Annotated in this window: 21 protein-coding genes; 9 read left to right on the top strand and 12 right to left on the bottom strand. The window is 71.9% G+C overall.

Annotated features, from left to right (window positions below; all coding sequences use genetic code 11):
* Positions 1–158: 158 nt before the first annotated feature.
* Positions 159–1,136 carry a helix-turn-helix domain-containing protein gene (locus JF597_RS15870; protein ID WP_293994707.1) on the bottom strand — a complete coding sequence of 326 codons (978 nt, stop codon included), beginning with the start codon at positions 1,134–1,136 and terminating at the stop codon, positions 159–161.
* Positions 1,137–1,422: 286 nt separating this feature from the next.
* Between JF597_RS15870 and JF597_RS15875 the strand changes: the two genes are divergently transcribed.
* Positions 1,423–5,631 (top strand): S8 family serine peptidase, encoded by a 4,209-nt coding sequence (locus tag JF597_RS15875; protein WP_293994710.1) that lies wholly within the window; start codon positions 1,423–1,425, stop codon positions 5,629–5,631.
* 107 nt (positions 5,632–5,738) lie between these two features.
* Here the strand turns inward: JF597_RS15875 and JF597_RS15880 are convergent, their stop codons facing one another.
* Together JF597_RS15880 and JF597_RS15885 are read right to left on the bottom strand one after the other, a co-directional pair.
* Positions 5,739–6,671, bottom strand: a complete 933-nt coding sequence (locus JF597_RS15880) for an aldo/keto reductase family oxidoreductase (RefSeq protein WP_293994713.1) — start codon at positions 6,669–6,671, stop codon at positions 5,739–5,741.
* 49 nt (positions 6,672–6,720) lie between these two features.
* Positions 6,721–7,581, bottom strand: a complete 861-nt coding sequence (locus tag JF597_RS15885) for an aldo/keto reductase (protein ID WP_293994716.1) — start codon at positions 7,579–7,581, stop codon at positions 6,721–6,723.
* A gap of 260 nt (positions 7,582–7,841) precedes the next feature.
* Between JF597_RS15885 and JF597_RS15890 the strand changes: the two genes are divergently transcribed.
* A complete protein-coding gene (locus JF597_RS15890) occupies positions 7,842–8,240 on the top strand; it encodes a hypothetical protein (RefSeq protein ID WP_293994718.1) in 399 nt (132 codons plus the stop codon).
* A gap of 118 nt (positions 8,241–8,358) precedes the next feature.
* Here JF597_RS15890 and JF597_RS15895 read toward each other — a convergent pair whose 3' ends face one another.
* Positions 8,359–9,234, bottom strand: a complete 876-nt coding sequence (locus JF597_RS15895; RefSeq protein WP_293994720.1) for an undecaprenyl-diphosphate phosphatase — start codon at positions 9,232–9,234, stop codon at positions 8,359–8,361.
* 280 nt (positions 9,235–9,514) lie between these two features.
* Here JF597_RS15895 and JF597_RS15900 point away from each other — a divergent pair, with 280 nt between their 5' ends.
* Complete coding sequence (locus tag JF597_RS15900; RefSeq protein ID WP_293994723.1) at positions 9,515–10,672, top strand: Gfo/Idh/MocA family oxidoreductase; 1,158 nt, start codon at positions 9,515–9,517, stop codon at positions 10,670–10,672.
* Entirely contained in the window at positions 10,669–11,598 is a 930-nt protein-coding gene (locus JF597_RS15905) for a PmoA family protein (RefSeq protein WP_293994725.1), read from the top strand. Before JF597_RS15900 ends, JF597_RS15905 begins: the two co-directional genes overlap by 4 nt.
* Positions 11,599–11,618: 20 nt before the next feature.
* Here JF597_RS15905 and JF597_RS15910 read toward each other — a convergent pair whose 3' ends face one another.
* Positions 11,619–12,089 carry a helix-turn-helix domain-containing protein gene (locus tag JF597_RS15910; protein ID WP_293994728.1) on the bottom strand — a complete coding sequence of 157 codons (471 nt, stop codon included), beginning with the start codon at positions 12,087–12,089 and terminating at the stop codon, positions 11,619–11,621.
* A 103-nt stretch (positions 12,090–12,192) separates the two neighbouring features.
* Here JF597_RS15910 and JF597_RS15915 point away from each other — a divergent pair, with 103 nt between their 5' ends.
* Complete coding sequence (locus JF597_RS15915) at positions 12,193–13,365, top strand: thiolase family protein (RefSeq protein ID WP_293994731.1); 1,173 nt, start codon at positions 12,193–12,195, stop codon at positions 13,363–13,365.
* A 170-nt stretch (positions 13,366–13,535) separates the two neighbouring features.
* Here JF597_RS15915 and JF597_RS15920 read toward each other — a convergent pair whose 3' ends face one another.
* On the bottom strand, positions 13,536–14,300 hold the full coding sequence (locus tag JF597_RS15920; protein WP_293994734.1) for a TVP38/TMEM64 family protein: 765 nt from the start codon (positions 14,298–14,300) through the stop codon (positions 13,536–13,538).
* Positions 14,301–14,613: 313 nt separating this feature from the next.
* Between JF597_RS15920 and tuf the strand changes: the two genes are divergently transcribed.
* Positions 14,614–15,783 (top strand): elongation factor Tu, encoded by a 1,170-nt coding sequence (tuf, locus tag JF597_RS15925; RefSeq protein ID WP_293994737.1) that lies wholly within the window; start codon positions 14,614–14,616, stop codon positions 15,781–15,783.
* A gap of 182 nt (positions 15,784–15,965) precedes the next feature.
* Positions 15,966–16,811 carry a spermidine synthase gene (locus tag JF597_RS15930; protein WP_293994739.1) on the top strand — a complete coding sequence of 282 codons (846 nt, stop codon included), beginning with the start codon at positions 15,966–15,968 and terminating at the stop codon, positions 16,809–16,811.
* Here the strand turns inward: JF597_RS15930 and JF597_RS15935 are convergent.
* Both JF597_RS15935 and JF597_RS15940 read right to left on the bottom strand, forming a co-directional pair.
* Positions 16,773–18,044, bottom strand: a complete 1,272-nt coding sequence (locus JF597_RS15935; RefSeq protein WP_293994910.1) for an MFS transporter — start codon at positions 18,042–18,044, stop codon at positions 16,773–16,775. The genes JF597_RS15930 and JF597_RS15935 overlap by 39 nt on opposite strands.
* Before the next feature lie 189 nt (positions 18,045–18,233).
* Entirely contained in the window at positions 18,234–19,238 is a 1,005-nt protein-coding gene (locus JF597_RS15940; RefSeq protein WP_293994741.1) for a hypothetical protein, read from the bottom strand.
* 134 nt (positions 19,239–19,372) lie between these two features.
* Here JF597_RS15940 and JF597_RS15945 point away from each other — a divergent pair, with 134 nt between their 5' ends.
* Positions 19,373–19,810, top strand: coding sequence for a DUF4442 domain-containing protein (locus JF597_RS15945; RefSeq protein ID WP_293994912.1), 438 nt, complete (start codon positions 19,373–19,375; stop codon positions 19,808–19,810).
* 148 nt (positions 19,811–19,958) lie between these two features.
* On the opposite strand, the gene galU is transcribed toward JF597_RS15945, so the two are convergent.
* Entirely contained in the window at positions 19,959–20,909 is a 951-nt protein-coding gene (galU, locus tag JF597_RS15950) for a UTP--glucose-1-phosphate uridylyltransferase GalU (RefSeq protein ID WP_293994743.1), read from the bottom strand.
* A 416-nt stretch (positions 20,910–21,325) separates the two neighbouring features.
* Between galU and JF597_RS15955 the strand changes: the two genes are divergently transcribed.
* Positions 21,326–23,173 carry an RICIN domain-containing protein gene (locus JF597_RS15955; RefSeq protein ID WP_293994745.1) on the top strand — a complete coding sequence of 616 codons (1,848 nt, stop codon included), beginning with the start codon at positions 21,326–21,328 and terminating at the stop codon, positions 23,171–23,173.
* A gap of 52 nt (positions 23,174–23,225) precedes the next feature.
* Here JF597_RS15955 and JF597_RS15960 read toward each other — a convergent pair whose 3' ends face one another.
* The 3 genes from JF597_RS15960 to JF597_RS15970 form a co-directional block, all read right to left on the bottom strand.
* Positions 23,226–23,573 carry a hypothetical protein gene (locus JF597_RS15960; RefSeq protein WP_293994748.1) on the bottom strand — a complete coding sequence of 116 codons (348 nt, stop codon included), beginning with the start codon at positions 23,571–23,573 and terminating at the stop codon, positions 23,226–23,228.
* A gap of 57 nt (positions 23,574–23,630) precedes the next feature.
* Complete coding sequence (locus tag JF597_RS15965; RefSeq protein ID WP_293994751.1) at positions 23,631–24,599, bottom strand: hypothetical protein; 969 nt, start codon at positions 24,597–24,599, stop codon at positions 23,631–23,633.
* A gap of 119 nt (positions 24,600–24,718) precedes the next feature.
* Positions 24,719–25,444 carry a flavin reductase family protein gene (locus tag JF597_RS15970; protein ID WP_293994753.1) on the bottom strand — a complete coding sequence of 242 codons (726 nt, stop codon included), beginning with the start codon at positions 25,442–25,444 and terminating at the stop codon, positions 24,719–24,721.
* Between the last annotated feature and the right edge of the window lie 76 nt (positions 25,445–25,520).

The following is a 25,520-nucleotide window of genomic DNA, read 5'->3' on the forward strand; positions in this document are numbered from 1 at the left end:
CGTGAAGCGCCGAGTGCATCCGAATGCGCTGGACGTTACCGACCACGAGCGTGTCGGGTTGTGGCGGACGTCTGGGAGGTCTTCTGGGAGGCGGAACCGGCACAGCGGCCCGGGGAATGACCGAAGGGCGGACGGCGGTGGCGATGCCGGAACGCCGCTCACTGCAGCCAGCCGCGGCGGGCGGCCTGGGCCGCCGCCTGGAAGCGGGTGGCCGCGCCCAGTTCGGTCATCAGGCGGTGGATGCGGCGCTGGGTGGTGCGCTCGCTCCAGCCCTGGGTGCGGGCGATGGCCGCATCCGTGCAGCCGGACGCGAGAAGGCCCAGAAGGGCACGCGTGTCGGCGTCCGGGCCGTCGCTCCGTGCGGTCGGCGGGCTGGTGTCCCGCAGCGGGGTGGCACGTTCCCACTCGGCCTCGAAGAGTGCTTCCAGCGCGGCGAGTATGGGCGAGCGGTGGATGAGATAGGCCACGGAATGGCCGCCGGTGGCGAGACTGAAGGGGATGATCGCCGAGCGGTCGTCGGCGATCACCAGTTTCAGCGGCAACTCCGCCCGCACTCTTGCTTCTTCACCGGCCCGCACGCTCGGCAGGATGTCGTCGCGAAGCCGGCCCGGCCACGCCACGGCGGCCCGGTCGTAGATGACGCGATGGGCGACACCGGTGTGCTGCCGCTGGCGCTGGTTCTCCAGATCGCTGCCCGGGCGGTTGACATAGGGGGGCCGGTCGAAGGCGCGTATGTGGTGCTGGGCGCTCCCGGTGAGCCGCTGGAAGGCCGAATTGATGTCCTCGTGACCGGTGAGCAGCTCCACGGCGATGCTCGGGTCGCTGATCCGGTTGGCCTCGCGATGCGTCTCGGCGAGCTGCCGGACCAGGGAGCGGGCCGTGTCGAGCCGGCGCTCGCTCTCCCGGATGAGCTCGGTGACGGCTACGTCCGGAGCGGCGGCCGTGAAACGAGGCGGGCGGCCCGCCGACCTGATCGCGAGGCCGTTCTTCACCAGGGAGGACAGATGACGGCCGGCCACCGCCGCACCCATGCCGCAGGCTTCGGCGATCTCGGAGGCGCTGCCCCGGGGCAGCCCGACCAGGACGGTGTAGACCAGCTGCGATCCGTCGCTGAGGCCGAGGACGTCAAGTTCCATTTCCAGCTCCGGTATCCGCTTTCCACCGGCCGCCACCTGCTACGACGCGGCCACCACGCCATCCTCGCGCACGGTCCGCTCCCGCCCGCGTCCGCCCCTGGGCCAAGGGCGGACCGCGTCGCCCCGCGGCTCCCGTGGCCGATCTCTGCCAGCTGACGGAAGTCCGCCACGGCCCCCATCTTGTGCCGGCTCCCCGGGGGTTGACAGATTCCCCACGCGTCGGCGCCGTTCAGACGGCCGACGCCCTCTCTTTCCCCGATCTCCTCACGCAAGAAGTGGAGTGCCCATGAAACGGCGGAGACGAGCGGTCGCTCGTGGCCTCGGCGCCGTAGCCACCGCGGCCCTGCTGCTCGGCACGCCCGTGCAGTACGCGGCCGCGTCCGGAGCGGCTGCCAGGGCGTCCGGTAGCGGCTCGAAGGACGCGCTTGCCGCGCCCGCCCCGTCAGCCGTGCCGGGTGCCTCCGCACTCGGTCCCCTGCGCTCCTTCCTGAAGCCCGATCCCGTGCGGAGCAAGCCGGACAGCCCCCACCAGGTCCTCGTGGTGCTGGGGCCCGACGCCCAGGTGACCGGCGAACCGAAGGGCGCGCGGAGCGACCTGCGGGTCCGCACCCCACTCACCTCCGACGCCGGGGTGAACAGCGCCCTGCGACGCGCGCGCGCCGTCTCCATCCGGCCCCTGGTCCCGGGGCTCACCGCCGCGCAGGGCCGCGAACTGCACGCGGCTGCCCGGGCGAGACTCGGCGCCGGCGCGGTCGACCTGTCCAGGGTCCAGGTCGTTCAGCTGGCCGGTGGCGACGCCACCGCCGCCGCCCGGACACTGGCCGCGACACCGGGCGTCGTCTACGCGGAACCCGACCAGACCGTCTCGCCGATGAACACCGGCGCCGTACCCCTGCGCGCACCGGGAACCGCGACCGCAACCGGCAGTGCCGACGTCGGGGGACGGGACACGCCGAAGGCGCGGCACAGCGGCACGACCGGCTCCGACGGGGTCCCCGGCAACGCGGCCCTCGCCACCTCGACGCAGAGCTTCCTCAACGCCGGCGGCGTCGACGCCACCGGCGCCTACAGCCTGCTCAAGCGGAAGTTCGGCCAGCTGCCGGGCACCGGAGAGACCATCACCAACGTCTCGATCGGCGACCTCACCGACGAGTCGACGCCGAACCTCGGTTCGACCGGTCCGACGACCGTCCTGCACGACGGCCGCCGGTACCTGGACGTCCCCACCATGCCGCTGATCCCCACGTACACCGCGGACGCCACCGGCGCCCTCGACCCGGCCGGCTCGACCCAGGGACAGGACCCGGCGCTCGGCGAGGTGCTTCTGGACTTCTCCGTGATGGCGCCGCTCCCGCACGAGGCGCAGCGCCCGGGGATGCAGGGCAGCGGGGACGCCGACCTGCTGGGCATCGCCCCGGGCGCCAAGTACCGGCTCGTCGTCCCGCAGGAGCCGACCTTCAGTCAGATCGCCGTCGCCCTGCTGGCCGCGGCCCGGCAGGCACCGCGGCCCGACGTGATCACCGCCAGCCTGGGCTACGGCACCGACGCCTACGGCATGCCCGGCCGTTATCTGGAGGACGACCCCGTCCAGCAGTCGGTGATCGCGTCCATCGTGCGGCAGTACGGCATCACCGTCGTCGTCTCCTCGAACGACGGCACCCGCCTGTACACCAACGCCGCCGTCGGACCGGACGGCGGCAGCACACCGACCGACGTGACACGCAAGCCCGCCGACACCACCCTTATCGGCGACGACCAGATGTCGACCACGCCCACCCGGGTCCTCGATTCCGGGGCGATCGCCGCGGGCGGCACGACCACCGACGACACGCTGTCCGTTCCCCCGCAGGACGGCGGCGCGGCCTCGACGGGCGGCACCTGGGCGACCACCCGGCTCAACGGCTCCGGTGTCTTCTCGTCGGGATTCGGCACCCGCGTGGACGTCTCGGCGCCCAGTGACGGCATACCCGCCTTCGAACACCAGGGGCAGACCGCGCAGTCCGTCGCGGAGGTCCTCAGCGGCGGCACCTCCGCCTCCGCACCCGAGATCGCGGCGGCCGCCGCGGTCGTACTGCAGACCTCGCGGCTGACCGGCCGGCACCCGTCACCCGACGACGTGCGCTCACTGCTGGAACGGACCGGTCGCGCCGTGCCCACGCCGCCGCAGATCGACCGGCCGCTGCACGTGGGCCCACAGCTGGATGTCACGGCGGCCGTCCAGGCCGTACTGGCCGAGGCACACGGCAAACTCGCCGCCACCGGAGCGGTCAGGATCGTGCGGCTGTCCGTGGCGCATCGCCAGACCATCGGCGGCCTCGGCGGCAGCTACCTGGAGTCCACCGATCCGGGCCGCATCGACCTGGCTGGACCGGGCACGGGATCTGGTGCCAGCGGAGAGGGCCTGGTGGGACCGGTGACGATCGGTGCCGACGTGACCGGCCTGACGGGAGACAAGGGTGTCGAGTACGTGCTGCGCATCGGGAAGCGGGAGTTCACTTCCGCCACTCCCGCGGTGCGGCTGACGCCCACACAGATGCTCACCGCGGCGGGTCTGCCCGTCGCCTCCACGACCGACCGCCGGCTCTCCCTCACGTTCGAGGTGCGCCACGGCCGCCAGGTGCTCGCCGCCGCGCGCCACGAGCTGACCTTCGGCCCCACCGACGGGGGATACGCCGAGGCACTCGCCCCGGTGGTCCAGCCCGTGGTCGGGGCGGGCCACTCGGTGCGGGTGCGTTACGACCTCAGCGGCGTGCGCAACGTCAGCTCGCCCGAGCTGGTCGTGTCGGGGGTCGGCCACTTCAGCCCGGCGGCGGCTCCCATCTTCTCCGCTTCCTACAGCGTTCCGCTGACCGCGCCGAGCGGGACGGTCACCGTCCCGGCCGGCGCGTTCACGGCGGGCGGCGGCATCTACGGGATCGGCGTCGTCCAGAATCCCACCGGCGGCGCCAGGGGCGTGCCGCTGTACGGGGAGTTCGCCTCGGTCCGGGTCGAGGGCGCAGGCATCGCGCAGCGTCCCGACGCACCGGCGCTGGCCGCCGAGCCGTCCGGGGGGCCGTCCGCCGGGTCCGGGCATCTGCTGGAGATCACCCGGGCAGCGCCCCGGTTCTCCGTGAGCTACGACGTGTCGCGGATCGAGGGCGCGACCGGCACGCTCCTGGAGTTCTCCGCCCCCGGCCCGAACATGTACGGCTCCTACAACCTGGTCAGCAATCAGAACGGCACCGTCCGGGACCACGACGGAGTGGACAGCCCGGCCACGCTGCATCGTTCACTGAAGGGCACGCGGGGCACGGTGAAGCTCGACGCCCGGGCGCTCAGCCTGCCCTCGTCCGTCGCCTACGACGTGCGGGTCTTCGCCGTCGACAGGAACGGCGGGATTCTCGGGCAGGCGTCGCCGACGTCCTTGTTGGCCTACGACGACGGACCGGCCCCGGACGGCACCAACCTGACCGACTTCGCGATCGTCCCCGGCGGAACCTCGGTCGCGTCGGTCGAGAGCCCCACCGGAGAGGGCTCGGTCTACGACTACGACGCCGCCGACGGAACCTATGGGCGCAAGCTCACCGGCGACCCCGCCTACGGCTCGATCTACGAGGTGTTCGGCGTCGACTCCTCCCACCACGTACTCGTGCTGCACAAGCAGACCACCACCGGCGAGCAGTGGCTGGAGACCTACGACACGAGCACCGGTGACGCCGTCGGACGTCCCGCCCGCGTCGACGACCAGTACGTCGTGACCGGCGGACGCGTGGACGACGAACGCCATCGGGCCGCCGTGCTGGCGTCCCGCGCCGGGGACAGGGCGGGCTTCGTCCTGCCCGTGGACACGGCGACCGGCACCCTGGGCACACCTGTGCAGCTCGACTCCGCCGCGGTGGGCGGCGCCCCTTACGGGCTGCTGGAGCTGGACCGGACGACCGGTGTCTTCACCGCGCAGAAGACCGGGTCCACCGTCAACTGCCTGGCCGGGAGCGGCTCCGGCACGGTGGCGAAGGTCGACCTGGACACGGCAACGGTCACCCAGGGCCCGGGCGGAACCCCGTGCGCCGGAACCCTCGCCTCCGATGACGAGGGGCACTTCTACGAGACGTGGTACCACTCCATCAGCGTCAACTTCCCCGGCACCGGGTATCTGGCGCAGCTGGGCGGCGGTGACCCGGTCAGCGTGGGGACGGCTCAGGCACCCGTCGCCCTCGCGGTCGACGGCCGGCACCACCTGGCGCTCCTCGGCTTCCGCTACCCGGACCTGCAACCCACCGGAGGCTCCCAGCAGTACGGCTTCACCGACAACAACGCCACCGGCCGCATCACCGTCGTCGACCTGAGGACGGGCAAGACGGTGGGAACGGTCAGCGGCGTGGAGTACCCGGAGTTCGGGGCCTACAACGGACGGCTCGACTCGCACCACGAACGCGCCGTCCAGCTCGACCCGGCCACCCGCACGGGCTGGACGTACGCGGGCGACGGCAGCCAGATCCAGCAGTTCTCCTACTGATCGGGTCCACCGGTCGGCCGTCAGGGTCCGCGGGCGGCTCGGAGCGCCCGCGGACCCGCCGCACAGCGGCGAGCGTACGGCTCGCCGCTGTGCGGGTGGGCCGACGGTCAGGGAACGATGTACTGGGCGGCGCGGAACAGTTCGTACCACTCCGCACGGGTCAGGGGGACGTCCGATCCGAGGGCGGCGTCCGCGACGCGCTGCGGGGTGGTCGTGCCGATGACCACCTGCATCCGGGCGGGGTGGCGGGTGATCCAGGCCGTCGCGATGGCAAGGGACGGTACCCCGTACTTCGCCGCCAGGCGGTCGATGACGGCGTTGAGTTCGGGGTGGCGCTCGGAGCCGAGGAAGGGCCCGTCGAAGAAGCCGGCCTGGAACGGCGACCAGGCCTGCACGGTGATGTCGTGCAGTCGGCAGTAGTCCAGGAGCCCGTCGTCACGGCTGACCGACTGGTCCAGGCCCTGCATGTTGGCCGCTACGCCCTGCGCGACGAGCGGGGCGTGCGTGATCGACAGCTGGAGCTGGTTCGCCACCAGCGGCTGGCTGACATGGCGGCGCAGCAGGTCGATCTGGCGGGGGGTGTGGTTCGAGACGCCGAAGGCCCGCACCTTGCCTGCTGCGGCCAGGTCGTCGAAGGCACGCGCGACCTCTTCGGGTTCGACAAGCGCGTCGGGACGGTGCAGCAGCAAGATGTCCAGGTAATCGGTGCCGAGAGCCTTGAGCGAACCATCCACCGACTCGACGATGTGCTCGTAGGAGAAGTCGAAGTACGGGCCTTCGCGGACGATGCCCGCCTTCGACTGGATGATCAGCTTTTCGCGCTGCGAGGGGCTCAGTCGCATCGCCTCGGCGAAACGGCGCTCGCAGCCGTGCAGTTCGCTGCCGTACACGTCGGCGTGGTCGAGGAACGTGATGCCGGCGTCCATCGCGGTGGCGAGAAGTTCGCGGACCTCGGCGTCGCTCTTGTCCTGGATGCGCATCAGGCCGAGCACGATGTTCGGGACGACCATGTCGGTGCCGGGCAGTTTGAACGTCTTCACGATCGGGTCCTTGTCCATAAAGTGGGTGGGCGGTGCGGTGCCGGGCACCTCAGGCCGCCGACAGGCGGGAGATCTGCTCCGGAGTGAGCTCGACGTCGGTGGCGGCCGCCGAGTCACGGATGCTTTCGGGGCGGGAGGCCCCGGGGATCGGGACCACCACGGGCGCCAGGGCGAGCTCCCAGGCCAGGGTCACCCGGTAGACGCTGACGCCGACCTCGTCCGCGACCTCGCGGAAGGCGGCCTGCTGCGCCGAGAGCTCGGGCGCGTTCGCGATGCCGCCCAGTGGGCTCCAGGGCAGGAACGCGATCCCGAGTTCGGCGCAGTGCTCCAGCTCGCGCAGACTGGAGCGGAACCTGGGCGAGAACTGGTTCTGGACCGAGTCGAGGCGACCGCCCAGGATCTGGTTCGCCTCGTCGATCTGGTCCACGGTCGCGTTCGAGATGCCCGCCATGCGGATCACGCCCTCGTCGAGCAGGTCACGGATCGCGCCGATCGAATCGGCGTACGGGACGCGCGGGTCGGGGCGGTGGAACTGGTAGAGGCCGATCGCCTCGACGCCGAGGCGCTTGGCCGACTCCTTGGCGGCCCGCTTGAGATGGGCCGGATCACCGTTCACGGTCCAGCTGCCGTCGCCGGGCCGCAGGTGACCCCCCTTCGTCGCGACCAGCACGTCGTCCGCTCCCCGGCCGTACGTGCGCAGGGCCCCGGCGATGAGCTCCTCGTTGTGTCCGACCTCGGCGGCGTCGCGGTGGTACGCGTCCGCCGTGTCGACGAACGTGACACCGGCGTCCAGCGCGGCGTGGATCGTCGCGATCGATCTGCGGGCGTCGGGGCGGCCCTCGATGGACATCGGCATGCCGCCGAGCCCGATCGCAGAAACCCTTCGTCCGCCGATCGTGCGTTGCTTCATCGGACGTCTCCTCCGGGTGTGGAACGCAGGTGGTCGAGGTCTTCCCGTACGGAAGGCCTGCTCGGCCGAGCCTAGGAATCGATGATTCAGAGGTCCAACAGTTGTTGGTCATGGCATTGAGAAAGGGAATCGATGAATGTGTCCGGCGCGTACACCTCGCCGCCCCTGCCGGACGCCCGGACGGCGTGTGCGGCGCTCTGGCCCGTGCAACCGGGCTGGGGCGCAGTCCGCTGCTGGCCGGCGCAAGACATCCTGGCCCAGTGCTCGCGAACGATCTCTCCAGCAGTGTCGACCTCCGCCCAGTGCGCTATCAGTTCGCCACCGTTCGGGGCGACTCGTACGACGACAACTGGCTGGTCATTGAGGGCACGGCGGCGGCTCCTGAGGGAGAGTGGTCCTTCGCCGATCCGTGTCTGCTCACCGATGAGGCCCGCCGGGTGTCCGTGTGGCTGCGCGCGGTGGCCGCAGGGACGGTGGACGTCACCGAACCTGATGCCGAAGGCGAACTGTCGCCGGACACGTGGTTCATCAAGCCGGTATGTCTCCCGCGCATCCGGCCCGACCATCTCGCCGACCCACTCACCCATCGCCACATGACGAGTCTGGCCCTGCCGCTGACGCGGCAGGGCCAGACTCGTAGATCTCCATCAACCTCATAGGCGGATGCGTCCCGCCTCCCAGGTGGGAGACGAGTGGGAGATGATCATGGCGTGGTGATGCAGTCAGGCGCTGGGAAATGCTAGATGGCGCCGCCCTCCCGCCCCCCAACGACGGCCCCTAGCTCGCCGACTCCGCCGCGTGGGGGCTCAGCACGTCCGCCGAGACCAAGGCGATGATGACGATACCCAGGGCTATGCGGTACCAGACGAACGGCATGAAGCTCTTGTTGGAGATCCACTTCATGAACCACGCGATCACCGCGTAGCCCGACGCGAACGCGATCACCGTCGCGAACAGGGTCGGGCCCCAGGCCACGTGGCCGTCGCCCACCGAGTCCTTGACCTCGAAGGCGCCGGAGGCCAGTACCGCCGGGATGGCGAGGAGGAACGAGTAGCGGGCCGCCGCCTCGCGCTTGTAGCCCATGAACAGGCCGCCGCTGATCGTGGCGCCGGAACGGGAGACGCCGGGGATCAGGGCGCAGGCCTGGCAGAGGCCGTAGACCAGGCCGTCCTTGACGCCGAGGTTCTCCAGCGTCTTGCGCTGCTTGGGGGCGCGGTGCCTGCCGCCGGTCTCGTCGCGGGCGGCGAGCCGGTCGGCGATGCCGATGACGACGCCGACGACGATGAGCATGGTCGCGGTGATGCGCAGGTCGCGGAACGGGCCCTCGATCTGGTCCTTCAACGTCACGCCCAGCAGACCGATCGGGATCGAGCCCACGATCACCAGCCAGCCCGTCTGGGCGTCGTGGTTCCGCCGCATCGCCTTGTCGGACAGCGACCGGAACCAGGCCGAGACGATCCGCCCGATGTCCTTGCGGAAGTAGATCAGCACCGCGGTCTCCGTGCCGATCTGGGTGATCGCCGTGAAGGCGGCCCCCGGGTCCTTCCAGCCGGAGAAGGCCGCGGTCAGCCGCAGATGCGCGCTGGAGGAGACGGGCAGGAACTCGGTCAGCCCCTGGACGAGGCCGAGGACCAGCGATTCAAACCAAGACATGAAGGTACGGCGTCCCAGGGGTGAGGAAGGGGCCGGCGGTCGCGCGGCGCAGGTGATCATTCGCGTGCAAGCGCAGCGTAGCGGGCCGGGGCGACAGCGGGGGCACAGGGGTTCGGCAGGCGGACCGGCGGCCACGGGGTGTTGACCGGTCAAGGTGCCGCCGCTTACGTTTCTGCAGGAGAAAGCGCTTGCTCCGCACATCGGGGTGCGTGTGCGGCGCACATCGGGCGGGAGTTCGCCCCCATCGTCGGTACGCGCCCGAGGAGTGCTGATCACGTCCATGCCCCGCTCCCCCCGCTCCACGGCCCCCTTCGCCGGCCGCCGCATCCGGGCCGCCGTCGTCGGCGCCGGCGCCATCGGGCGCGGCTCGCATCTGCCCGCCCTCGCCCAGCTGGCCGCGGAGGGGGAGACCGAGGTCGTCGCCGCCGTCGACATCGATGCCACCGCCGTCGAGGCGATGTGCGCCGAGGCCGGCATCCCGCACGCCTACACCGACCTCGACCGGATGCTCGCCGAACAGCGGCCCGACCTGGTCACCATCGGCACCCCGCCGACCCTGCACCGGGACCAGACGGTGGCCGCGCTGCGGGCCGGCGCCTGGGTGTGGTGCGAGAAGCCGCCCGTGCCGAGCCTCGCCGACTTCGACGCGATCGAGGCGGAGGAGGGGGCGGACGGCGGGCCGTACGCCTCGATCGTCTTCCAGCACCGCTTCGGCTCCGCGTCCACCCACGTACGGCGGCTGCTCGCCGAGGGGGCGCTGGGCCGCCCGCTGGTCGCCCACTGCCAGACCACCTGGTACCGGGACACCGCTTACTACGCGGTGCCCTGGCGGGGCCGCTGGGCGACCGAGGGCGGCGGCCCGGCGATGGGCCACGGCATCCACCAGATCGATCTGCTCCTCGACCTGCTCGGGCCGTGGAGCGAGGTGCGGGCGATGGCCGGCCGGCTGGTGCACGACGTGGAGACCGAGGACGTCTCCACCGCCCTGGTCCGGTTCCCGGACGGCGCCCTGGCCACCGTCGTGAACAGCGTGCTCAGCCCCGACGAGGTCAGCCGCATCCGCATCGACTGCGAGCGCGCTACGGTCGAGCTGACCCACCTGTACGGTCACGGCAACGACGACTGGCGCATCACCCCGGCCCCGGGCGTCCCCGCCGACGAGGCGGCGGCCTGGCGGGACTTCGGCCCGGACGTGCCCAGCTCGCACCTGGCCCAGCTGCGCGAGCTGGTCGCCAGTATGCGGGCGGGGGAGCGGCCGCGCAGCAGCGGCGCGGACGGGCGTACCAGCCTGGAGCTGATCACCGCCCTGTACAAGGCGGCGTTCACCGACGTGACGGTCCACGCGGGCGAGATCGGTCCGGGTGATCCTTACTACACGGCCCTGCACGGGAACGCCCCGGGCTGGGCCCCGACCGTGCGCGAGGAGGCGTCCGCGTGAGCGGCGAGCTGCGGATCACGCACACCCACGGCGACCGGGTCACCGTGACCGAGCCGGTCACCGGGGTGCAGCTGTTCTCGTACGTCTACCGGCCCGAGGCGGCCTGGGAGGCGCCGCGGCCCTACCTCCACCCGGTGCGCACCCTCGCGGGGGACGTCGTGACCGACTACCGGCCCAACGACCACCGCTGGCACAAGGGCATCTCCCTGACCGCCTCGCACCTGTCGGGCGCGAACCTGTGGGGTGGCAACTCCTATGTGCACGGCCGGGGTTACGTGGCCATCCCGGAGCGCGTCGGCTCGATGCGGCACGCCGGCTTCGACGAGCTGTCGTCGGCCGAGGACCGCCTGGTCGTCGTGGAACGGCTGACCTGGCATCCGTACGACGGGACGCTGTGGGCGGAGGAGCGGCGCCGCATCGAGGTCCATGACGTGGATCCGGCGGCCCGTTCCTGGGCGCTGACCTGGACCAGCGAGATCACCAACCGGCGTGCCGAACCGCTGCTGTTCGGCAGCCCGACCACGGCCGGGCGTGAACGGGCGGGCTACACGGGCCTGTTCTGGCGCGGTCCGCGCGCCTTCCGGGACGGCCGGATCGTCGGCCCGCAGGGGGAGGGCCCGGAGTCCATGGGCTCCCAGTCTCCCTGGCTGGCGCTGTCCGGCGAGCACGACGGCGCCGACGGCCACGCCACCGTCGTCTTCGAACACGCCCCGGAGAACGATCACTTGGGTGCCCGCGGCGGCCATCCCGCGCACTGGTTCGTGCGCAACGACCCGTTCGCCGGCATCGCCCCCTCCTGGGCCTTCCACGACGAGCTGGAACTGGCCCCCGGCGACACCCTCCGGCGCCGCTACCGGGTCGTCGTCGCCGACGGCGCCTGGGAGCGCGCGGAGATCGCCAAGTACCTGGAGGCGCATCCCTGGTGAGGGCGGGGGAGTAGTCCCGCTCAGGCGGTTTCGGGTCCGGCGACGGTCCAGCCCGGTGCCTGCGGGTGGGCCGTCGAGTCGCCGTGCCGTACCGGGTCGCCGCAGGCCGCGCACGTGACGACCGGGGTGAGGGTCTTTCCGCAGCCGTGCTCGATCACCATGGGGCGGTCGCCGTCCGGATGGAGGTGGCGGTCGCCCCAGGCCATGAGGGTCAGCAGGACCGGCTCGAGTTCGAGGCCCGCCTGCGTGGCCAGGTACTCGAAGCGCTGCGGCCGCTCGCTGTAGACGCGCTTGGTGAGGATCCCGGCGTCTACGAGCCGGCGCAGCCGGGTGGCCAGGATGTCGCGCGGGGCGCCGATGTTGCGCACGAGCTGGTCGAAGCGGCCGTTGCCCAGGCACACCTCCCGCAGGACCAGCAGGGAGTACTTCTCGCCGACGAGTGCCAGGGCGTCGGCGATCGAACACGGGCGGGGGTCCTTGGGGGCGGCCATGGGGTCAGTCTAGTGGAGGGTTGGATTTTCAAACCCTCAGAGTTATGGTGGGTTCGGATTTCCTACTCACCGGTAATCGAGACTGGCAATCGAGGTCCCAGAGATGCGTGACGCAGTCATCGTCGAAGCCGTACGCACCCCCGTCGGCAAGGGCAAGCCGAACGGGTCCCTGGCGCACGTCCACCCCGTCGAACTCCTCGCCCACACCCTGCGCACCCTCGTCGAACGCTCCGGCGTCGACCCCGCCCTCGTCGACGACGTGATCGGCGGCACCGTCGACCAGGTCGGCGAGCAGGCCATGAACACCACCCGGTACGCCGTCCTGTCCGCCGGCTTCCCCGAGACCGTCCCGGCGACCACCGTGGACCGCCAGTGCGGCTCCTCCCAGCAGGCCGTGCACTTCGCCGCGCAGGGGGTCATGTCCGGTGCCTACGACATCGTGATCGCCTGCGGCGTCGAGTCGATGAGCCGGGTGCCGATGTGGTCCAACGTGCCGGCCGGCAAGGACCCCTTCGGCCCCGGAGTCGCCGCGCGCTACCCGGAGGGCCTGGTCCCGCAGGGCATCAGCGCCGAGCTCATCGCCGCCAAGTGGTCGATCAGCCGGGCGGAGATGGACGACTTCGCGGTCTCCTCGCACCAGAAGGCGGCGGCCGCGTGGGCGGCGGGGCTGTTCGACGCGCAGGTCGCCCCGCTGGACGGTGTCGCCCGTGACGAGTCGGTACGGCCCGGCACCACCGCCGAGATCCTCGCCGGGCTCAAGCCCGCCTACTACGACCCCGGGTTCGCCGAGCGGTTCCCGCAGATCGAGTGGAACGTCACCGCGGGCAACGCGAGCCCGATCAACGACGGCGCATCCGCGGTGCTCATCACCTCCGGTGAGACCGCGGCGAGGCTCGGGCTGCGGCCGCTGGCCCGCCTGCACGAGTTCGCCGTCACCGGCTCCGACCCGTTGCTCATGCTGACCGGCGTGATCCCCGCGACGGAGAAGGTGCTGCGGCGGGCCGGGCTCGGCATCGGGGACATCGACCTGTTCGAGGTGAACGAGGCGTTCTCCAGCGTGGTGCTGGCCTGGCGGCAGGAGACGGGGGCGGATCTCGCCAAGGTGAACGTGAACGGTGGGGCGATCGCCCTCGGGCATCCGCTGGGGGCGAGCGGGACTCGGCTGACGACGACGCTGGTACATGCGATGCGGGAGCGCGGCGCTCGCTTCGGGCTTCAGACCATGTGTGAGGCGGGTGGGCTGGCGAACGCGATGATTCTGGAGGCGGTTCGGTAGGGCTGTGCGCCCCATGGGGTGCTGCGTGGTGTCTCGGGGCGGCTGACGCGCCGTTGGGGCTGGTCGCGCAGTTCCTCCCCCGGCCTTCGGCCGGGGGTACCCCCAGCGCCCCTTACCGGACGCTGTAGTTGTGGGGCGCTGTGGTTGCGGGGCTCTGTAGCTACCGGGCGCTATCGCTGGGGGCGTAGGTGGTGGCGCTTTCGCCATGCCACTACCGCGCCCGCCACCGCCGGGATGACGATCGCCGCCACCGAGATCAGGAAGACCGGGGACGTCGGGGTCGAGGCGCGAGCGCCCGCCACCACGTAGGCGGCGACGTTCGGGATCGAGCCCAGGGCGGTGGCCACCAGGAACGGTGTGCAGCGCATGCGGGAGACGGCGGCCGCGTAGTTCGCGGCCCAGAACGGGACGCCGGGGAACAGGCGTACCGCCAGCATCGAGCGGAAGCCGTGCCTGCTGAACTGGCTGTCCGCCGCCTTCAGGAGCCGGCCGCGCAGCAGCGGACGCAGGGCCTCCTGGCCGAGCATCCGGCCGAGCACGAAGGAGATCCACGCCCCGAGCACGGTGCCGGCCATGGCCGCGCCCATGCCCGGTGCCGAGCCGAACAGCGCGCCGGCCGCGAGGTTCAGGATCGGCCGGGGCACGAACGCCACCGTGATCAGGCCGTACGCCACGGCGAAGACCACCACCGCGGTGGTGCCCGCCACGTGCGGCGGCCAGCCCTGCGTCATCAGCTTCTGGGGCTCGAAGAGCAGGACCGACGCCCCGGCCGCCGCCAGCAGCGCGACGAGCAGGGACAGCCGGGACCACGGCGACAGCAGCACGCGTGTGCAGCGTGCGCCGAAGCCGATCGGAGCGGGCACGGCGAGGGTCAGCTCCTCGGCGGCGGCCCGGGGAGGGACCGTGGCGGTGCCAGAGCGGTTGGCATCGAGCATTCGGTGACACTAACCGAAGCGGATGTGTGATCGCCGTATGGTTCCTGTCCCTTGGGTGAACCGGAGCCGCGGAAAACCGTTCGACGTGGGACGACGCGTCGGCCATGATCTGTGTCATGTTCCGGTTCGCCTTCCTCGTCGCAGCATCCGCAGTCGCGGATGCGCCGAAGGCTGCCGTTCCCGTTCTCGCGGCCGCTGTCGACGGCGCCCGAAGCTGACCCTCCCCGGAAAGTCCGGCGGACCCCGCAGGGGGAGGGTCGGCCAGTTCCTCGGGGTCCCCGCTCTTCCTACGGCCAAGCTTCGAGGTACAGCCATGCCCAAGACGGCATACGTCCGCACCAAACCGCATCTCAACATCGGCACGATGGGTCATGTCGACCACGGCAAGACCACTTTGACCGCCGCCATCACCAAGGTCCTCGCCGACCGCGGCACCGGCACGTTCGTGCCGTTCGACCGCATCGACCGGGCCCCCGAGGAGGCCGCCCGCGGCATCACCATCAACATCGCGCACGTCGAGTACGAGACCGACACCCGGCATTACGCCCACGTGGACATGCCGGGCCATGCGGACTACGTCAAGAACATGGTCACCGGCGCCGCGCAGCTGGACGGCGCGATCCTCGTCGTCTCCGCGCTCGACGGAATCATGCCGCAGACCTCCGAACACGTGCTGCTCGCCCGGCAGGTGGGCGTCGACCACGTGGTGGTCGCGCTGAACAAGGCGGACTCGGCCGACGAGGAGCTCGTCGAACTCGTCGAGCTGGAGGTCCGCGAGCTGCTCAGCGCGCACGGCTACGGCGGCGACTCCGTGCCCGTCGTACGGGTCTCCGGGCTCAGGGCGCTGGAGGGCGACCCGCGGTGGACGGCGTCGGTCGAGGCGCTGCTCGACGCGGTGGACACGTACGTGCCGATGCCCGAGCGGTATCTGGACGCGCCGTTCCTGCTGCCGGTGGAGAACGTGCTCACGATCACCGGGCGCGGGACCGTCGTGACCGGTGCGGTCGAGAGGGGGACCGTGCGGGTCGGGGACCGGATCGAGGTGCTCGGCGCGGAGGTGGAGACGGTCGTCACCGGCCTGGAGACCTTCGGGAAGCCGGTGGACGAGGCGCAGGCCGGGGACAACGTGGCGCTGCTGCTGCGGGGCGTGCCCCGGGACGCGGTGCGGCGGGGGCACGTGGTCGCGGCGCCGGGGAGCGTGGTGCCGGCCCGGCGGTTCTCGGCGCGGGTGTACGTCCTGTCGGGGCGTGAAGGGGGTCGTACGACTCCCGTCTCGACGGGGTACCGGCCGCAGTTCTACATCCGTACGGCGGACGTGGTCGGGGACGTCGACCTCGGCGAGACGGCGGTCGCCCGGCCCGGGGACACGGTGGAGATGACCGTGGAGCTGGGGCGGGACGTGCCGCTGGAGGCGGGGCTGGGGTTCGCCATCCGTGAAGGCGGCCGGACCGTGGGGGCGGGGACCGTGACCTCCGTGGAGTGAGGGGACGGTGACCTCCGTGGAGTGAGGTTGCGGTGTGTGGGGGACTGCGGGCCGGTGGGGGCTGGTCGCGCAGTCCCTCCCCCAGCCTTCGGCCGGGGTACTACCCCCAGCGCCCCTTCCGGGGCGCCGTCGTGGTGGTCGGACACTGCGCCAGGTCTCCTTGGGAGGGCGACAATGGTGGGGTGAGTGAATCGATACCCGTCGTCCGGGTCACCGAGCACGGGACCGCGAAGCTGATGCCCGACGTCGATCGGGAGCGGGCCTGGTTGTTGACCGTCGACGGGGCGCCGCAGTCGTACGTGGATCTCGACGAGCCGACGCATCTCGAGTTCGAGTACGCCCGGCGGCTCGGGTATGTGCTGGACGCCGTGGCGGAGGCCGGCGTGCCCCTGGACGTGCTGCACCTCGGTGGCGGTGCCTGCACGCTTCCCCGGTACGTGGCGGCGACCCGGCCCGGGTCCCGGCAGGATGTCGTGGACGCCGACCGGGAGCTGCTGGACCTGGTCACCGAGCATCTGCCGCTGGCGGACGGCACCGGGATCGCCCTGCACGCCGCCGATGCGCGGGGCTGGCTGGAAGCGGCGCCCGGGGACTCGGCCGACGTGATCGTCGCCGATGTCTTCGGCGGGTCCCGGATCCCCGCGCATCTCACCTCGCTGGGGTACGCGAGGCAGGCCGAGCGGGTGCTTCGGGGCGACGGGGTCTACCTGGCCAACCTCGCGGACTCGGCTCCCTTCGGCTTCCTGCGTTCCCAACTCGCGACGTTCGCCGACGTCTTCGAGGAGCTGGCGCTCATAGCCGAGCCCGGCGTGCTGCGCGGCCGGCGGTTCGGGAACGCGGTGCTCATCGCCTCGCACCGGCCCATCGACGCGGGTGCGCTGGCCCGTCGTACGGCTGCCGACGCCTTCCCGGCGCGGGTCGAACACGGGCCCGCGCTGCGGGAGTTCGTAGGCGCGGCCCGGCCGGTCGGGGAGGCGGACGCCGTACCGTCACCCGAGCCCCCCGGCGGAGCGTTCGGGATCGGGTGAGGCGGCCGACGGCTGTGTGGTGACCGGGACCGTGCGGCGGGTGAGGTCGCGGACGTCGGGGACGAGGAGCACCGCGGCCGTGACGGCGACGACCAGGCCGGCGCAGCCCCACAGGGCCGGGCTCCGGCCGAAGGCCTGCTCAGCGGGGCCGGCCAGCGCCATCGCCAGGGGCAGCAGGGAGACGGAGCCGAACCAGTCGTACGCCGAGACCCGGGAGAGCTTCTCCTCGGGGATCTCCTGGTGCAGCGCGGTCATCCAGGAGACGCCGAAGACCTCGACCGTCGTGCCCGCCACGAACATCACCGCGCAGAGGACCCCCACGGGCGCGGGCACCGCGAGCGCCGCGGAGGGGAGCGCGAGCGGGAAGATGCACAGGGTGCCGACGAACAGGAGCCGGCGGGGTTTCCAGCGGGTCATCAGAAGGGCGCCGCCCACCGTACCCGCGCCGAACGCGGCCAGTGCCAGGCCCCAGGGTCCGGCTCCGCCCAGGCTGTCGCGCGCGACCAGCGGGCCGTAGACCGCGTCGGCGGCGCCCACCACCGCGTTCGCGATCGAGAACTGCACGACGATCCCCCACAGCCAGGGGCGGCCGGTGAACTCCCGCCAGCCGTCCCGTAGATCGGCCAGCATCCCGTCGCCCGGGTCCCGCGGCGGGATGTGGCTGACGTCGAGGAACGAACGCAGCACACCGGCGACCGCGAACGCCGCCGCGTCCACCGCCAGCACCCAGCCGGGGCCCACCGCGGCCACCAGGGCGCCGCCCAGGGCCGCGCCCCCGAGGGCGGCGCTCTGCATCGCCATCCGGAACACGGCGAACGCACGGCTCGCCTGATCGCCGCTCACCGACGACAGCAGCATGCCCTCCGCCGCCGGGCTGAAGAACGCCTGGCCGGTGCCCCCCAGCGCGGTGAGCAGCATCATCTGCCACAGGCGGGGGTCGCCGGTGAGCACGAGGACGGCGAAGGTGCCCTGGGAGACGAAGTTGAGGGCGTTGGCCGCGACCATCACGCGGTGACGGGGGAAACGATCCGCCACGGCGCCGCCGACGAGCAGGAACAGCACCAGCGGGAAGGTGCGGGCGGCGGCCACCAGACCGACGTCCCCGGCGTCGCCGCCCGCGCCCAGCACCGCGAACGCGGCGGCGATCAGGGAGCCGTTGGCACCCAGGCTCGTCACGATCGTCGCCGCGGTCAGCAGGCTGTAGTTGCGGCCCGCCCAGGCGGGTCTGCGCAGGCGGGAGGCGGTGCCGGGGGCGGCGGAGGGGCCGGGGGAGCCGGGGGAGCCGGGGGAGTCGGGGGCGGAGGTCACCGCCCGACTATCCACGCCGGGAGTCCGCCCTGCCAACCCGATTCCCGGGCGTCCGGTCCTTCGGCGTCCGGCCCTCCGACGTCCGGACCTTTGGCATCCGGTCGCCGGCCGTGGTCAGCTCCCGGTCGGGGTGCCGTGCAGCCGGACCGTGCTGAGGATCTTCATGACCGTCGCCGTGGGGACCGCGCCGTTCACTCCCTCGGCGCCGTAGAAGTCCCACGAGACCAGGTCGCCGGCCGAGTTCTCGAAGCCGAAGGTGATCGCCCTGCCGTCGCTCGCGCACTTGCCCTTCTGCGGACTCTGTGTCGAACGCGCCCAGGCATAGGCGCCCTTGAGACCCGACGCGGTGGTGTAGGCGGTGGCCTTCTCGTCGTAGGTGATGGCCTTCTTGTTCGGGTACGTGTATCCGCCGTACACCCACCAGGGGACCTCCCGGACCGCCGCGTCGCCCGGGGTCTTCGCACCGCTCTCGCCCTTGGTGCCCACCGCCGCCAGGGCCGTGTCCTCGGTCCTGCCGTCCTTGTCGTCGTCGCTCGTGCACCACTTGGACTTGTACTGGGCGGGCGCCGACATGGTGATGATCGGCTTGCCGTCCTTGTCCTCGAAGCCCACGGACGTCCCCGGAGTGAGGACCTCCCAGTCGGCCGGCACGTCGAAGGCCGTGCCCCACTTGGGGTTCACGACGGTCTTCCAGCCCGCGATCGTCGGCTTCTCGGTCTCGTCGCCACCGCGCGGGTCGTCGTCCGCCGACGCGGAGGCCGAGGCGGAGGCGGAGGGCGACTGGCTCACCTGCTGGTTCCCGCCGGTGCCGGCCTTGTCGTCCTTCTTGCCGCCGAGGACCAGGAAGCCGGTCACTCCGGCCGCCACCACGACGGCCGTCGCCGCGATGATCGCGACCAGCTTCGTGCGGTCGCCGCCCCCGCCCCCGCCCTGCGGTGGCTGCGGAGCTCCGGCGGGCCCTGGCGGGCCCCACTGCGGCTGCTGCCCGTACCCGCCCTGCTGCGGATACTGCTGGTAGCCGGGCTGCTGGTACGGATTCGGCTGCTGGTAACCCGGTTGCTGATACGGGTTGTTCTGCGGGTACTGCTCGCCCCCTGGCGGCTGCTGTTCTGGCCACATGGCTCGTAACCCTAGTGCCGGCCGGTCCGGCCGATGGCGTGCGCCCGAGGCCGTGCCTGTGACAACGGTCATGGCACTGCTCTGGCCAGGCTCTGCTACTCGCTAGTAACATGCTCGTCATGAGCACTGACCAGATGTCGATCGGCGAGATGCTCGCCGCCACGGTCCCGATGGTCCGGACCCTCAACCTGGAGTACCTGGAAACCACTCCGGAGCGGGCCGTGCTGTCCCTGCCGGACCAGGGCGACTTCCACAACCACATCGGCGGCCCGCACGCGGGTGCGATGTTCACCCTCGCCGAGTCCGCGAGCGGCGCGATCGTGCTGGCCGCCTTCGGGGACCAGCTCTCCCGGGCCGTGCCGCTCGCCGTCAGTGCCGAGATCGCCTACAAGAAGGTCGCCCTCGGTCCGGTCAAGGCCACCGCGACCCTGGGCCGCCCGATCGCCGACGTCGTCGCGGAACTCGACGAGGGCAAGCGCCCCGAGTTCCCGGTCGCCGTCGCCATCACGCGCGAGGACGGCGCGGTCACCGGTGAGATGACCGTGGTCTGGACCTTGCGTCCCAACAACTGACCGACCGGCCCTGTGCCGTCGGCGGCCGGTTCCGGATGCCGGGTGCTGAATGGCGCGGGCCGGCAGGCGGTGTCGAACGGCGGACGGGGTGAGGGTCGCCGGGCCCTCGCCCCGTCCACCGTCGTGACGCCGGAACGGGGGCGGTCGCTCAGGCGGCGCGGCACTCCTCGCGCCCGGCCCCCGTCTCCGCCATGCCCGCCACGAACTCCCTGAGCCACGCCGTGAACTCCGGCCCCAGGTCCGGACGTTCGCAGGCGAGCCGGACCACCGTGCGGAGGTAGTCGGCCTTGTCGCCGGTGTCGTAGCGCAGTCCGTCGAAGACCACCCCGTGGACCGTGCCGGCCGCCGCCAAGTCCTGCAGCGCGTCCGTCAGCTGGATCTCGCCGCCGCGGCCTGGCGCGGTCCGTTCCAGGACGTCGAACACCTCGGGGTCCAGGACGTAGCGGCCGATGACCGCGTAGTTGCTGGGCGCCTTCTCCGGGGACGGCTTCTCCACCAGGCCGGTCACCCGGACCACACCGGCCTCGCCGGTCGGCTCGACGGCGGCACAGCCGTAGAGGTGGACCTGTGACGGGTCGACCTCCATCAATGCGACGACGCTGCCCTGGTGGCGGTCGCGGACGTCCAGCATCTGGCTGAGCAGGGTCTCGCGGGCGTCGATCAGGTCGTCGCCGAGGAGCACCGCGAAGGGCTGGTCGCCCACGTGGTGCCTGGCGCACAGCACCGCGTGGCCGAGGCCGAGCGGGTCCCCCTGGCGGATGTGGTGGATGTCGGCGAGCCGCGCGGGATCGCGCACGGCGTCCAGCCGCACGGTGTCGCCCTTGGCGGCCAGCGCCTGTTCCAGCTCGAAGGCGTGGTCGAAGTGGTCCTCGATGGCCCGCTTGTGCCGGCCGGTGACCATGAGGATATCGTCGAGCCCGGCCTTGGCGGCCTCCTCGACGACGTACTGGATGGCCGGCTTGTCGACGACCGGCAGCATCTCCTTCGGCGTCGCCTTGGTGGCGGGCAGGAACCGGGTGCCGAGCCCGGCGGCCGGCACGACCGCCTTGCGGACCGGTCGGGGGGACGGGGGGACGGGGGAGGAGTGGGGGGCGATCATGCGGCACATGCTGGCCCACCGGGATGAGAGGGGGCCGGGAGAAACATGGGAGGCGGCTGTGGAACCCGGCGCTCCGCCACGGCGGCCCCGGCGCTCGGCGAGTTGAAGATTTCGTGTGCCATCGGGTCCCCGGCGCACACAAGTTGAACCTGTGCGACCGCTGAATCCGGACCGGATGCGGATACCGCCGGTAACTTATCTGAATTCCCGCCTCTTTGAACTTGAGTCACCTCACCTTCTTGTTTCCTGTGAGACCTGTGTGCAAAGGTGAGCCACCCCGCGGGAGGGCTCATGGACCGGTGCGGCCGTCAGGTCGCGGCCGTTACGGACCCCAAAAGGTACGCACCAATCAGCACTGCATTCCGTCAGGGCGCCATTCCGGCATGCCGCCCTGCGGCTCGGAAGGAAATGGTTCAGTGCAATCCCCCTACCCCCCACGCCCGCCCTACCCGCCTCGCCCCGGTTCGACCCCGGGGGAGTCCGACCGCAATCTCATCGCCCAGCTCACCGGCGCCCCCGCCGCCAGGCATCATGCCGTCGCCCTCCTGCTGGCCCGGCACTGGCGCGCCACCTGCGACTACGCCGTGGTCTGCCTCGCCGCCGCCACGCCCACCGCCCAACTCGTCGCCAGCGCCGCCTTCGAGCGGGTCCTCGGCAGGCTGGCCGGCGGCGCGGTGGGCGGCGCCCTGCGTCCGCAGCTCCTCGTGGCGGTACGGGAGACCGTCCGCGCGTGGGCCGCCGACGAAGCCGTATCGGTGATCGCACCGGAACTGCGCAAGACCACCGGCGGTCGCGGACTCAGCGCCGCAAGACCCGGCACCCCCGAAAGGCGGCAACTCGCCGAACGTGCTTTCCAGGCTCTTCCGGGCGCCTCGCAATGCCTCCTCTGGCATACCGAGGTCGAAGCCGAACCCATAAACATACCCGCTGGTCTGCTGGGCGTCGACACCGCTACCGCGACGGCCGCCCTCGACCAGGCCCGCGAACAATTCAGGACCGGATTGGTGCGCACCCACCGGGAACTCGCGCCCTCCAAGGAATGCCGCTTCTACAACCGGCTCCTCGACGTCCCCATTCGCCGGGGCGGCGCCCTGCTCCCGGATGTGCAGCGGCATCTCGGCGAGTGCCGGTACTGCCGGCAGGCCGCCGAACAACTCAGCCACTTCGACGGCGGCCTGGAGGTACTGCTCGCCGAGACCGTGCTCGGCTGGGGCGCCCACCGCTATCTCGACTCCCGGCCCGGACCCGGCTCACCCACCGAGGCCTGGCCGGCCGGAGGCGAAGCCGGGCGCGCGGCAGCGCTGCCCGGCGGACGGCACCGCATCGTGACCGAGAGCGGACGGCGCAGAGCCGTGCTGGCCGGTGCCGGCCTGGTCGCCCTCGCACTCCTCGCCACCGTGCTCGTGGCCAAGAGCTGGTCCGACGACAGCGGTGTCCCACGCCCCGGCACCACCACCTGGGGAGCTCCCGTCGGCGGCACCACCCGGTCCGGCACCGGCCCCGTCGCGAACCCGCCCTCCTCGGGCTCCCCGTCGCCGGCCTCGGTGGGCGAGCCCGTCGAGATCGCCCACGGCAGGCTGCGCAGCCTCGACACCGGGCGCTGCGTCGACGTACGCGGGGGCCGGATGCGGACCGGGGCCGAACTGCGGCTCGGCCCGTGTTCGGACACCGGGTCCCAGCAGTGGTCGTACCAGGACGACGGCATGCTGCGCAGCGCGCTCGACCCCACCCTGTGCCTCGCCGCCGACCCCGGTGCGCACAGCGTCGTGGTCTCCGGCTGCCTGGTGCACGCGGGGGAGGTGTCGTACGACCTGACGGTGCGCGGCGAGCTCCTGCTCCGCTGGGACAAGGACCTCGCGCTGGCGGTGGACGGCGCGCGGGTGGTCGTGGCCGGGCGGAACGGGTCGGTGCGGCAGCGGTGGGAGATGGAGTCCGGGAGCGGCGGTGTCTCCGTCACGCCGAAGACCATGCCTCCCGCACCACCCGTGCCGGGCAGGACCGGGCCGACGGAGGTCCCCGCGCCCCCGCCCGTTCCGGAGGAACAGTCCGCCCAATCGCGGGAGCCGTACGGCACGCGGGTCGCGCAGGCGCAGAACCGGCGGCCGCCCGTCGCCGTCACACCGACCGCGCCCCACGGTCCCGGGACCCCGCTACCGGCCGGCGAGGCGGCCGCCGATGCCCTGGACAGGGTGCCGGCCACCGTGACGGCCGTCGTGGACTCCGTTCCGGACGTCGCGAAGGGGGTGGGCGGTCTGCTCGGCTGATGCCGGGCGGGGGCGGCCGGTCGAACACGCCGCGCACGCGCGGCGCGCCCCTCTACTCTCCTGCGGGAGGACGATCCGCCCCTTCTCGGCCCGGGGCAGACCGGGTCAGCCAGCGTTCGTCGCGGAACTCGGCAGGGACCTCGTCCTCCCACGGGTCGATCCCGCGGCGTTCCAGTTCGTCGAACCACCGGTCCCGTTGCGACTCGGGCAGGCGCCGGCCGCACCAGGGGCAGAACCCGATGGTGATGCTCGACGTGCCGCCGTCATGGATGATCAGCCCGTACTCCTGGAACCGGGCGCTGAATCCGATCAGCGCGTCCGGGCAGGCGAAGGGGTCGTCGTGCCGGTCGCAGGGCACGTTCACACGGCTGTTCATCGCCTCGCAGCAATGGGTGGTCATGACCTCGGATTTTCGTTGATCGGGCGTTGCCCCGCAGTAGATCAGAGCCGCCGTCCGCTACGAAGTCGCGCCCCGGGCGGGATCAGCGAGTGCGGGGAGGGGCGCCGGGCTCTGCTTGGTGGTGCGGAAGGTCAGCAGGACCGCGGAGCCCGCTGCCCACAGGACGAGGGTCGCCAGCGGGGCGAGGAGGTGGGAGCCCTGGAAGTAGCTGAGGTCGGCGATGGCGCGGACCGCGGCGCCGGGGGGCAGCAGCTCCGACAGGGCCCGGGCTCCGCCGGGCATCAGGTTGGTGCCGATGGTCGCGCCGCTGGTGGAGTTGCCGACGGTCAGCAGCAGCAGGGTGGCGAGGGGGATACCGAGCGGGCCGACGTAGGTGGCCAGCATCTTCGTGGCGAAGGCCGCGGCGGCGGCCAGCAGGGCCAGGACGAAGGCGAGGGGGAGATACGGCGCGGGGACGGCTCCGAGGACGGGGCCGGCGATGGCGGCCGCGACCAGGCCGGACGCCGCGGCGAACGCGGCCATCAGGGCGAAGCGGTGCCGCAGCCGGAGCTGGCCGCTGAGTCCCACGACGTTCTGGGCGAGGGCGAAGCCCGAGAGGGTCACTCCGAAGGAGACGTAGAACCCGGCCAGGCCGCGGGCGTCGTACCGGCCGAGCGGCACGATGTCGGAGACGCTGAGGTGCCGGTCGGCGCCGTGCGCGTAGGCAGTGGCGAGTTTGGTGACCGCGGTGGTCGTCGACAGGCCGTTCGCGCTCGCGACATCGAGTTCGAGCGCGCTGCCGTGCGGGCCGCTGCCGAGCACGGCCACGACGTCGCGATGGCGCAGCGCGTCGCGTGCCTCGGCGGCGGAGCGGACGTGCCGGACGTCGATGGCGTCCCCGAGGTCCTGCTGGACCTTGTCCGCCAGCTTCGGGCCCGTGACCGCCACGGGGATCCGGTGGGGCTGGGGATCGCGCGTGAGTCCGATGTAGCAGCTGACGAAGGCCGAGACGATGACCAGGCCGATCAGGAACGGCTGCAGCCACACACGGACGGGCCGGCGGCGCCTGTGATGCGGGGGACGAGGCGGGTGGGGCTGGGCATGCACTCTGGGTCTCTCCATGGCTGGGGGGCCGACGGCGGGCGGCGGGTCTGCGGTGGCCGCGCTCACTTTCCGGGGGCGGTGGTGGCTCCGGACGGGGACCACTCCTCGGTGTCGATCGGGGACCAGCCGGTGGGCCGTCCGTCCAGGCGCTGCATCCGCCGGCCGCGCCTCGCCGCCAGCAGTTCCCTGTCCAGGGGGGTGGTGAAGACGTTCTCGACCAGCGTGTACTCGCCGGCCAGGCGTCCCACGGCCGGCAGCGCGGCGGTGTCGATCCTGCCCCGGTCCAGGTAGAGGTCGTCCCGGACGTGGAAGCGCACCACCCGGCCCCAGACCACAGAGTCGACCTTGTCGTCCCCGACGGGGATGATCCGGTCGACGACGCACTCGAAGGAGATCGGCGCATCCCCGACCCGGGGCGCGCCGACCACCTCGGACGGTTCCTTGCGCAGGCCGAGCGCCTCGAACTCGTCCACGCCCGCCTCGAACTCGAACGCCGAACCGTGCATGGCGTCCGCCTGCGGCAGCGTCACCAGACTGGTGACGAACTCGCCGGTGTCACGGATGTTGACGAAGGTGTCCTTCAGCGTGACGCCGTCCGCCTGCGGCTGCAGCGTGATCGAGACGATGGGCGGCTTCCTGCCCACCGCGGTGAAGAAGGAGATGGGCGCGAGGTTGGCCACACCCTCGGGCGACACCGTGCTGACCCAGGCGACCGGCCGCGGAATGATGCTCCCGATCAGCAGTTTGTAGGCGTGGGCGGCGTCGAGTTCCGCAGCGTCAATGATCATCTTCAGGCCTCCATCGGATTGCGGCGCGGTCCACGTCGGAGAGAAGCGACTCGCGTGGGGTGTCGAACACCCGCTG

The organism is Streptomyces sp. (genome assembly GCF_019510245.1).
In the GTDB taxonomy this organism is placed as follows: domain Bacteria; phylum Actinomycetota; class Actinomycetes; order Streptomycetales; family Streptomycetaceae; genus Streptomyces.